Source organism: Pontiella sp. (assembly GCF_041622395.1).
Taxonomy (GTDB): domain Bacteria; phylum Verrucomicrobiota; class Kiritimatiellia; order Kiritimatiellales; family Pontiellaceae; genus Pontiella.
Genome location: NZ_JBFJYW010000132.1, coordinates 1 through 10,015, shown reverse-complemented (window position 1 = coordinate 10,015; position 10,015 = coordinate 1). Strand labels below are relative to the sequence as shown.

Annotated in this window: 8 protein-coding genes and 1 tRNA gene; 2 read left to right on the top strand and 7 right to left on the bottom strand. The window is 60.3% G+C overall.

Annotation, left to right across the window (positions count from 1 at the left end; all coding sequences use genetic code 11):
* Positions 1 to 283: 283 nt before the first annotated feature.
* From ABYO54_RS09105 to trpA, 3 genes are all read right to left on the bottom strand, one after another.
* A tRNA-Leu gene (locus tag ABYO54_RS09105) sits at positions 284 to 368 on the bottom strand.
* Positions 369 to 519: 151 nt separating this feature from the next.
* Positions 520 to 1,602 (bottom strand): mannose-1-phosphate guanylyltransferase, encoded by a 1,083-nt coding sequence (locus tag ABYO54_RS09100; RefSeq protein WP_372807938.1) that lies wholly within the window; start codon positions 1,600 to 1,602, stop codon positions 520 to 522.
* 32 nt (positions 1,603 to 1,634) lie between these two features.
* Positions 1,635 to 2,447 (bottom strand): tryptophan synthase subunit alpha, encoded by an 813-nt coding sequence (trpA, locus tag ABYO54_RS09095; protein ID WP_372807937.1) that lies wholly within the window; start codon positions 2,445 to 2,447, stop codon positions 1,635 to 1,637.
* A gap of 213 nt (positions 2,448 to 2,660) precedes the next feature.
* On the opposite strand from trpA, the gene ABYO54_RS09090 reads away from it, so the two are divergent.
* Positions 2,661 to 3,455 (top strand): site-2 protease family protein, encoded by a 795-nt coding sequence (locus ABYO54_RS09090; RefSeq protein ID WP_372807936.1) that lies wholly within the window; start codon positions 2,661 to 2,663, stop codon positions 3,453 to 3,455.
* Between the two features lie 27 nt (positions 3,456 to 3,482).
* Here the strand turns inward: ABYO54_RS09090 and ppk1 are convergent, their stop codons facing one another.
* The 3 genes from ppk1 to ABYO54_RS09075 all read right to left on the bottom strand — a co-directional run bounded on the left by ppk1 (position 3,483) and on the right by ABYO54_RS09075 (position 8,177).
* Positions 3,483 to 5,585 (bottom strand): polyphosphate kinase 1, encoded by a 2,103-nt coding sequence (ppk1, locus tag ABYO54_RS09085; protein WP_372807935.1) that lies wholly within the window; start codon positions 5,583 to 5,585, stop codon positions 3,483 to 3,485.
* A 2-nt stretch (positions 5,586 to 5,587) separates the two neighbouring features.
* Entirely contained in the window at positions 5,588 to 7,174 is a 1,587-nt protein-coding gene (locus ABYO54_RS09080; RefSeq protein WP_372807934.1) for an exopolyphosphatase, read from the bottom strand.
* A 259-nt stretch (positions 7,175 to 7,433) separates the two neighbouring features.
* Complete coding sequence (locus ABYO54_RS09075) at positions 7,434 to 8,177, bottom strand: hypothetical protein (RefSeq protein ID WP_372807933.1); 744 nt, start codon at positions 8,175 to 8,177, stop codon at positions 7,434 to 7,436.
* A 216-nt stretch (positions 8,178 to 8,393) separates the two neighbouring features.
* Here ABYO54_RS09075 and efp point away from each other — a divergent pair, with 216 nt between their 5' ends.
* On the top strand, positions 8,394 to 8,960 hold the full coding sequence (efp, locus tag ABYO54_RS09070) for an elongation factor P (RefSeq protein WP_372807932.1): 567 nt from the start codon (positions 8,394 to 8,396) through the stop codon (positions 8,958 to 8,960).
* Positions 8,961 to 9,057: 97 nt separating this feature from the next.
* Here the strand turns inward: efp and ABYO54_RS09065 are convergent, their stop codons facing one another.
* Positions 9,058 to 9,702, bottom strand: a complete 645-nt coding sequence (locus ABYO54_RS09065; RefSeq protein WP_372807931.1) for a hypothetical protein — start codon at positions 9,700 to 9,702, stop codon at positions 9,058 to 9,060.
* Positions 9,703 to 10,015: the final 313 nt, after the last annotated feature.

Sequence of the window (10,015 nt, the reverse complement as noted above, 5' to 3'; positions counted from 1 at the left end):
TCCCCGCCGGCGACCTGCCCTTGGGCGGATACCGCTTTGCCTGGCTCGACATCACCTAGCGCCGCCTTCCAGCTCACGCTTCCCGGAACGTTTCAGATCCGCACGCAGACGTATTTGGTGGAGCGCCTGGGCGGTGCGGGCAGGAGCGGTTCCATTGCTCCGGCGGTTGAATCGCCTCGGCAGGGCCCAGCGGGCCGTTTCCTACAGCATGGCTCTCCATCAGATGCGGGGATGAGCCTTTGGAGGAGAGCCGATTTCGCGCGCATATCGCGGGGAAAAGAAGTGGTGCCGGGGGCGGGACTCGAACCCGCATGACCGAAGTCGCGGGATTTTGAATCCCGTGCGTCTACCAATTTCGCCACCCCGGCAAGGGGAGGAAAGCCATGGAAGATACCAAAACCAATGGGTTTGGCAACTGCTTTCAAGCAGGAAAGTTTTCAGCCGGCAGGAGCCGAAGCGCACCCAAGCAGCGCAGGCCCGGCCCCGGCTTTGGCCGTCCTGGCGGCGGCGGGGTTTGGGCTAGAGCAGCGCGTCGTAGGAACCCGTTTCCCGCAAGGCAATTACCATCTTCTTGATGTCCTGCGCGCGATCCTTGGGACAGACGAGGGTGACGCCTTCGGCCTGGACCACGATGAGATCGCTGACCCCGATGACGGCGGTGAGGCGATCCTTGGAAAGGACGATGTTGCCGTGGGCATCGAGGGTTTCGACCTGCCCGATGGGCGTGTTTCCGCAGCGATCCTGCTCAAAATGGCTTTCGAGCGCGGGCCAGGCGCCGACATCGTCCCAGTAGAAGGTGCCGCAGGCCATCACGATGTTGCCGGCCTTTTCCATGAGGGCGTAGTCGATCGAGATTTTGCCGAGGTCCGGATAGGTGGCGGCCATGCCTTCGACGATTTTTCCGTCCCGGGCATAGCCCGCGAGCGTATCCATCAGTTCCCGCATGGCCGGGCAATGGGCGCCGAAAGCCTTTTCGAGCGCGGCAACGGACCAGATGAACATGCCGGAATTCCAATAGAATTTCCCGGTTTCGAGATATTGGGCGGCGGTGGCTTCGTCGGGTTTTTCAACGAAGCGGTCGGCCTTGCGGAATTCGACGCCCTCGGCGGTATCGAAGCGGGTGCCGGACTCGATGTAGCCGAATCCGGTCGCGGGGTAGGTCGGCTCGATGCCGATGGTCACGAGGATGTCGTTCTGTTCGGCCAGATCCATCCCGCCCTTGAGCGTGGCGGAAAAAACGTCGAGATCGCCCATCACCTGATCCGCGGTGAGGATGGCGAAGACGCCGTTTTCATCGCGGGCCTTGACCAAGGCGCCGCCGCAGGCGACGGCGGCGGCGGTGTCGCGGCCGACCGGTTCGCCGACAATGTTCTCGGGCGGAAGCGACGGGGCGGCTTCGCGGGTGGCATCGACCAGATCCGCGTTGGTGACCACGAACACGTTTTCGGGAGGGACGAGGCCTTGCAGCCGGTCAACGGCCTGCGCGATGAGCGGCTTGTCGCCGACCAAGGCCAACAGCTGTTTCGGATGTCGGGATGTGCTGAGCGGCCAGAAGCGCTCCCCTTTCCCACCTGCCATGATTACCGCGTAACGTCCTGCCATTTCGACTCCGGGTTTAATTGTTTTTTCAGTTGCTAGGCCTGAACCGCTTTAACGGCATCCACCATCTGCTTCACCAGCGCGGCGGCATCGGCGCGGCCTTCGGCCGTGTGCGGGTTGTTGTGGAACGCGTTCACGATTGCGCTGCCCACCACGACCGCGTCGGACAGCGCGGCGGCATCGCGCGCCTGCTCCGGCGTACCGATCCCGAAGCCAAGCGCCACGGGCAGGTTGGAATGCTCCTTGATGCGCTGCACCAACGCGCCCGCCCCTTCGGCAATCTCGCTCTGCACCCCGGTCACGCCTTCGCGCGAAACGCAGTAGATGAACCCGTTGGCGCGCTTGACGATTTTTTCAATGCGCTCATCCGGCGTGGTGGGCGTAACCAGCTTGATGGAGTTGAGCCCGTTTTCGCTCAGCGCCTTGCGGTATGGCCCCTCCTCTTCCAGCGGCAGATCGAGCAGCAGGAAGCCGTCGATCCCCGCTTCGGCCGCCGCCCGGATCGACGCTTCATAGCCGCGCGAGAGCAACGGATTCATGTAGGCATAGAAAATCATCGGGATGTCGGAGCGCTCGCGGATTTTGGCCACGCACGCCATCACGCCATCGAACGTGGAACCGGCTTCGAGCGCCCGGGTGGCGGCTTCCTGATTGACACGGCCATCGGCCAGCGGATCGGAAAACGGCAGCCCCAGCTCTACCAGGTCCACCCCGGCCGCCTCCAGGCGCAAAACGATGTCGACGGTATCCTCGAGGTTCGGATCCCCGGCCGACAGGTAGGCGATGAATCCCTTTTTACCCTGCTTCTTCAGTTCCGCAAACCTGCGGTCAATTCTGCTCTTCTTCATTGGCGTTCCCACGTTGAAATTAAGTTGCGAATACTACGGATATTTACCCCCATTGGAAGCACAAGAACAAAAAAGGCCGCACCGGGCCGCCGGGCCCGCTTGCCGACCACGGCGCACGCGTGCGCACGTGTGCGCGCAATTGGGCGAGCTTTCCGCTTGTTTTTAAACCGCCGAGCGTCGACCGTGTCGAAGCTTCAAACTTCAAGGAAACAGATGAAAATGGTTAACAACGCGCTTTCGATCGGCTCCGTTCTGGGCATTCCGATTCGCTTGCATATCTCGCTTTTGATCGCCATCGGCATACTTTCGATCTGGTCGGGCTTCAATCTGCTGGCCATTGCGGTTCTGGCGGTCGGCATCTTCGGCAGCGTGGCGTTGCATGAGCTGGGGCACTCGGTCGTGGCCCGCGCCAAGGGCGGCTACATCCACGAAATCGTCCTCTATCCGTTCGGGGGCGCGGCCAAGATCGCCAATCTCTCCAAGAAGCCGATGGACGAAATCCTGATTGCCCTGGCGGGGCCTGCGGTGAGCCTGGTGCTTGCGCTGGTCTTCCGGATCTGGGAATTGACGTGGTTTCTGGGCTACCTCAACACGATGCTGTTTTTCTTCAACATACTGCCGGTGTTTCCGATGGACGGCGGGCGCGTGCTTCGCGCCGGGCTCACGCTGAAACAGGGACGGCTGAACGCCACCCGCACGGCGGCCCAAATCGGCAAATATTTCTGCGGCCTGTTCGTGATCATCGGGCTGTTCGGCCTGCCCGTGCAATTCTTCGGCGTCATCGGCCCGTTCAAACCCAGCCTGATGCTGGCCTTCATCGGCGGCTACATCTACATGGCCGGACAGCAGGAACTGCGGATGGTGATGATGGAACACCAAGCCAGCCATTTCAGCGGCTTCCGCGAAGGCAACATCGATGTCGAAGTCAGCCCCCCGCCCTATGCATCCGGCACCGGCACCGGTACCGAACCGCTGATCGACCGGCTGAAAAAGCTGTTTCGCAAATAGCCGCCGTTGCGCGAACCGTCCGACGAATCAGTTTTGCGATTCGGGGCGGTGGGGCTCGAAACGGGTCCGGCGGTTGTTCGCGGCATTGATTACGGCCTCGCAGGCCTGGTTGTAGAGCACTTCCTGGGAGCGGACCCGGGCCTGCTTGGCGGCCATGCGTTGGTAGGAACCGTCCTCTTTCAGCAACCAACTACTCTGGTTGTCGGCCAAGTGGATTTCCAGCATGGCGATCAGGCGGTCGCGGCAAACCTGGTCCTCGACGGGCACCATCAGCTCCAACCGCTTGTCGAGGTTACGCGGCATCCAGTCGGCGCTGGCGATGAACACGCGCGGCTTGCCGCCGTGGTGGAAATGGATGATGCGCGCATGCTCCAGATAGCGGTCGATGATGCTGGTGATCTCGAGGTTGCGGGTCGGCTTCAGGCAACAGATGCCGCGGACATTCAGCTTGATCTTCACGCCGGCCGCCGCGGCTTCGTGCAGCTTTTCGGACAGGGCGACATCGACCAGCGAATTGACCTTGGCATTGACCACGGCCTTCTTGCCGCTCTTGGCGCGCTCGATCTCGAAATCGATCAACTCCAGCAGCTTGTCGCGCATGCCGATGGGCGCCATGCTGATGAGGCGGAAGTCGGCCGGTTGCGCATAGCCGCAGAGGGCGTTGAAGAACGCCGAGGCATCGGCCCCGAGTTCCGGATTGCAGGTGAGATAGCTGATGTCGCCGTAGAGTTTGGCGGTGGATTCGTTGTAGTTGCCCGTGCCGAAGTGGCAGTAGCGGACGACGCCGGCCGGTTCGCGGCGGACGACGAGACAAATCTTCGCGTGGGTTTTGTAGCCCTTCACGCCGTAGACCACCTGCACGCCGCACTGTTCGAGGTCGCGCGCCCAGCCAATATTGCGGGCTTCGTCGAACCGCGCCTTGAGCTCCATCAGCACCGTGACGTTCACGCCGTTTTCGGCCGCGCGCTTGAGGGCGGCGATGATGGCGCTGTCGGAGCTGGTTCGGTAGAGCACCATTTTGATGGCCATGGTTTCGCGATCGACCGCCGCCTCTTCGATGAAGCGGACGACGGGATCGAACGTCTCGTAGGGATGGTAGAAGAGCAGATCCTTCTTGGCGATCTGCCCGAACATCGGCTCGTTCGGCACGACGTCCGGCGAGGATTGCGGCGGCCAGGGCTCGGCCTTCAGCTCATCGAAGCCGTCGAGGAAAGCCATCGGCATGAAGTCCTTCAGGTTGAGAACCCCCGCCACCGGATAGATGTTGTCGTCGGCGACCGAAAGCCCCTTGCATAGAAACACGAGCAACCTTTTCGAAATCGAGGAAGCGACTTCGAGGCGGATGCAGTCGCCGGTCTTGCGCTCTTCGAGCACCTCCTCCATGCCGGAGAGCAGATCGGGCGCTTCGTTTTCCTGCACGGCGAAATCGGCGTTGCGGGTCATGCGGAAGGCGGCGCATTCCTGCACGTTGAAACCGGGGAACCAATTGGCGGCATACTTGCCGACCACTTCCTCGCGCAGCACATATTCATAGCCGGACTCGGCGGGCAGCTGGACCACGCGCGGGCCGGCCCGGTCGAGCGACATGACGGCAAAGACCTCCTCCTGCCCATCCGCCGAGCCGATGCCCTGCAACCGAACCGCCAGATGCAGCGCCATGTTCTGGATCCGCGGAAAATCCTGCCCCCCTGCCACCGCCAAGGGAGTGATTACCGGGAAGAGCTCGTCGTGGACGAGTTGATGGAGCGCGGTTTCCTGTTCGGCGGTGAGCGCGGCGATATCCGCATGGCGGATGCCCCCGGCGGCCAAGCCCGGCGAGACCTCGTCGTTGAAGCATCCGTGCAGGTCGTTCATCATGGCGCGGGCGCGTTTGACGATCTCGCGCAGCTGCGCCATGGGGGTCAGTCCCGACGGATCCTTCTTTCGGCTCCCCGCCTTGCGGGCCATGTGCAGACCGCCGACGCGCACCATGAAAAACTCATCGAGATTGGAAGCGACGATGGCCAGGAACTTGAGGCGCTCCAGCATGGGATTGCCCACCGCCTTGGCCTCCTCCAGCACACGCTGATTAAACTCGAGCCAACTGAGCTCGCGGTTGAAATACCGGGGCTTCTGTTTTTTCGCAACCATGTCTATCCCTGCCTCCGCTTGGCGCGCAACACAACGGTGCGGCCATAAACCTGCTCGAACATTTTCCCTTTCGCCGCCAGCGCCCGCTTCTCGGCGGCATATTCGCCGGGGCGCTCGGGTGCCACCACGACCTCGTCGTCCAAAACCGCCACCTTCACCGTTTTGATCGCCTGCGTGTGCGATCGGTCAAAAGCATCGGCCGCGCGCAGAAGGGCGGCCAGCTTGCTGACGACCAGCCGTTGCTCGCGCGGCAGGGTGCCGTAGTCCAGATGGCTGGCGCGCGGCAATGCGCCGCGATGGTAGCGCGCCACCAGCGACGCCAGCTTGATGTCCTCGCCGCCCAGCCCGAAAATTTCGCTGTTATCGATGATGTATTTGCTGTGCTTGTGGTGGCTGCTGCCCCCGATGAACATGCCGACATCGTGCAGCTGCGCCGCCACGGTCAGGATGACCTCATGGCGATAGCCCAACGCATGCTCCCGGCTCATCGCGTGGAAAAGCGCCAGCGCAATTCCGGTTACGCAATCGGCGTGGGTCTGGTCGAGGTTGTAGCGCCGCCCCACCTCGCGCACCGAGTGGAGGATCTGCTCGACGAAATCGTCGGTCCACGCCCCCCCGGCGGCGACTTCCGTGAGCAAGCCGTCGCGCAACGAGACCCCGCAGATGTAGACGCGCTTGAGCCCGAACGCGGTCGCCAGCTTCACATAGGTGAGCAGCGCCGGGCCGAACGCCTGGGCTTCGTCCAGGGTGAGCCGGTATTTGCGGACCACCTGCTCGATGTCGAGCATCAGCACCTTTTCGGCGAGCTTCGACAAATCCGAAACCTTGAGTTGCGCCAACGACCCTTCGTTGAGGCCCTTCAAAATCAGTTGCGCCGCCAGGCGCGCCTCACCGCCCATCAAGAGAAGCGCAAGCTTGCTGTTGTCGCGCGGCACCGCATCGCGGCACTGGCGGACCCCGGCCTCGACCTCCGCATCGAGCACTGCCAAGCGCCGGGCTTCGGACCCCTGCTGCTCGTCCATCGTTTCCCGCAACCGGAAGGAGCCCATGCGGTAGGTGTGCGCAAACGAAACGCGGGCGTCGTCCAGCCCCAGCAGTTCCGTACTGCCGCCGCCCACCTCGGCGACCAACAGGCGGTCCTTGCGCAGAACGGCGTTCGCGCGAAGGACGGGCCGAATTGCCAGGAAGGTCAGACGGTTCACCTCGAAGCCTTCAATCACCTGCACGTTGATGCCGCTGGCCATATAGACCCGGTCCAGGAACTCGTCGCGGTTGCGGGCCTCGCGCACGGCGCTGGTGGCCACGGCGAGCACGTCCGCGCCCAGATCGATTCCGTATTCCTTGAGCACGATCGAAAAGCTGCGCAACGCCTTGACGGAGTCGTTGATCGTGGTTCTGGAAATGCGGCCGCGGGTGAAGGTGTCGGCTCCGATCGCCACCGCTTGGCTCAACGCATCGAGCGTCTTGATGGAACCGTCGCCATGGATCTGCGCCACCACCATACGGATCGCGGTCGAGCCCAGATCAATGACGGCCTTAAGCTTGTAGGTCGCCTTGCCTGCGTCTGTCGTTGTCTTTCGCTTTACCATAGGGTCACCGAAATCATGGACAATAGGCTAACCCCGCCCGTTGCTAAACGCAAACCATGTTAGGATTTCATTAGCCGCTTAATGACTGCCCGAAGAGGCCTCCGCCGATGCCATCGGGGGAACAACGCCCGGCATGCCGCAATGATTGGCACCCGCGGACGCGGCCGGCGGGAAGCAGGAATCCGGCGGCTGGAAACAAAAAAAACCGCTCCGGTCCGGAGCGGTTTTTTTCAATCGCGGTTCGCACCGGAACGCCGGCTTAGAGCTCGCCGATTTCCCGCAGGTAGGCCTGGTCTTCCCGGGACAGGGAGGAGATCGGAATTGTTGCGGTGTTGCCACGCTTGGAATCCTTGATCGTGATGTTGCTGGAGCCGGACTTTTCAACGAAGATTGCGTTGGCGGAGATCTCTCTACCATTCATCGTAATTGTCCAGTCGCGGTATTCGATGTCTTTTCCGCTGGCGGATTTCGGCTGCGGGACAGCGATGGGACCGCCGCTTTCATCTTTCGCTCCGTTTGCTTTCGGAGCGAGCTTGGGGTTCTTGACGAGCGGGGTCGGAACACCGTCGATGCGGACTTTGCTCGCCGGGCCCGCCAACCCCACCGGAAGGGTGAAAAAGGAGGTGTTGCCTTCTTCGTCGCTGTCGCCGGAGTCCAGCAGGATGGCGCCTTCTTCATAGTCGGTGGCTTCAAATTCGGACTTGTAGAATCCCAAATAGTTCGGGGTATTGTCGAAGAACGCAATCCGGTATCCGCCTTCTCTTAGCGAAATGTTGTACACATGGTAATAGACCTCCTCGCCGGCGGCATTTTCAAATTCCATTGAGCACACCTGATTGATCCTCATCTTATCGACATAATGCTCGCCGCCGACTTCCTTGAGGATTTTTTCGACGGTCTTCTTGTCCGGATCGTTTTTCTTGGTTCTGGCCTGGGCGTCCATTGAGGTGAAGCTCAACACCGTTGCCAGCGTCATCGTCAAAAGTGTTATCCATTTTTTCATGTCTACGTTCTCCTTCTGTCTAGTTCCATTGATGGCCTCGGTACACAAAGGCAATAGAGTATTTAATATAACGTTTTGCCAGAACCCGCCATGTTTTTCCGCGATTTTTTATTCGCTCGCCGGGCCGAAATCACAAATCCAAACTTGGCAGGGGGTGCCGCTTTTTGCATAATCCGCGCTCTTTTTTAAGTTTAGAACCCCAAGGACGGACCAACTATGTACAGTGCATCAGACCTCAAGAAGGGCCTGAAGATCGAGATCGACGGCGACCCCTGCATGATTACCAACTTCGAGTTTTCAAAACCCGGCAAAGGCCAGTCGCTTTACCGCTGCAAGATCAAGAATCTCGTTACCGGCAACACCTTCGACAAAACCTACCGTTCCGCCGACAAGGTAAACCGTTGCGCCCTCATCTCTCGCGACTACACCTTCTCATACATCGACGGCAACGACTATGTCTTCTCCGACAATGAAACCTTCGAGGAAGCCCACCTGAACGAGGAGCTGCTCGGCAACCTCAAGAACTTCATTGTCGACGACATGCAGGTGGAAATCCTCTTCCACAACGACCGCCCGCTCGACATCACCCTGCCGAACTTCGTTGAAATGACCATTGCGGAAACCGAACCGGGTGCGCGCGGCGATACGGCCACCAACGTGATGAAGCCCGCCAAACTCGTAAACGGATACGAAATCAACGTCCCGATTTTCATCAACGAAGGCGACGTGATCCGTATCGACACCCGCGACGGGTCCTACTCCGACCGCGTCTCCAAGGGCTAGATCAACCGGAAACACCACACTGCGGCCCGAACGGGCCAAGGACAGAAAAAGGGGCCGAATTACGGCCCCTTGTTTTTTTCCGCGAATCAATCCGGGTCTATTTCTTTTTCCGCTTGCCGCCCGCCTGTTTTGCCCCGCTTTTCGCGGGTGCGGCAGCGGAAACGGTCGCGGTGGCCAACGAAGCGATCGCCTCATCGGTCAGCAACTTGCGATCGGGCGAATATTTGGCGACGATTTCGCCATCGGCCCGCAGCAGCATCACATACCCATCGTAGACCGATCCGGAAACCGTCTTTTTCTGGGAGGAGCTGCTGCTGTTGTTATTGCTGTTTCCACTGCTGGTTGTCTTGGTTTCCGACCAGCTCAAGGAAGAGGATACCACCGGAATGGTGTCGCGCGACATTCCGGCGAGCGTAACCGCTTCATTGCCTTTTTGAACGAGAACCGGCTCGCCCTTGTCGCCATCGCTGGTCAGATGGCGCGCGAAGAAATAATACTCCAAATCAAAGGAGGCCTCTTCCTTGCCCGTGTTGGCCACGGTTACCTTGAGATCGAAATGCTGGCTCTCGCTCTTGGTTTTGGCCGTCGATTTCGTGGATTCGTTCTTGCTCGAATCCCGCTCCTTTTCCAGCTGGCCGGTTACGGAAATCCGCGCCGAATATTGGCCCGAGGCCGCACCGCACGACATGGCCCCGGCAAAAACCACCCCGGCCAACACTGAACCCATTACGTTTTTTTTCATGACACCTATCCCCTGGTTTCGGTTTGTAACTGCTTCATACAGTTATAAAACGAATATATACGCATCATTGCCTCCGATTACGTCCAAATTGTTTGTAAATTTTTCACGACACCACGGGACGAGATCCCGCCCGGGCCAATCGCTTTTACCGGAGACGCTCTTTCAGCCCGGCGAACGAATCGACCGGCGTTTCGCAGGCGGAATTCCGGCAGAGGTATACCGTCGGCTTCCCGTCGATGCGTTCCATACCTTTCGTGAACGGTGCCAGCCGCGCCAGCCGGGCGGCATTGGCGGAGTCCTTGAACAAAACGAC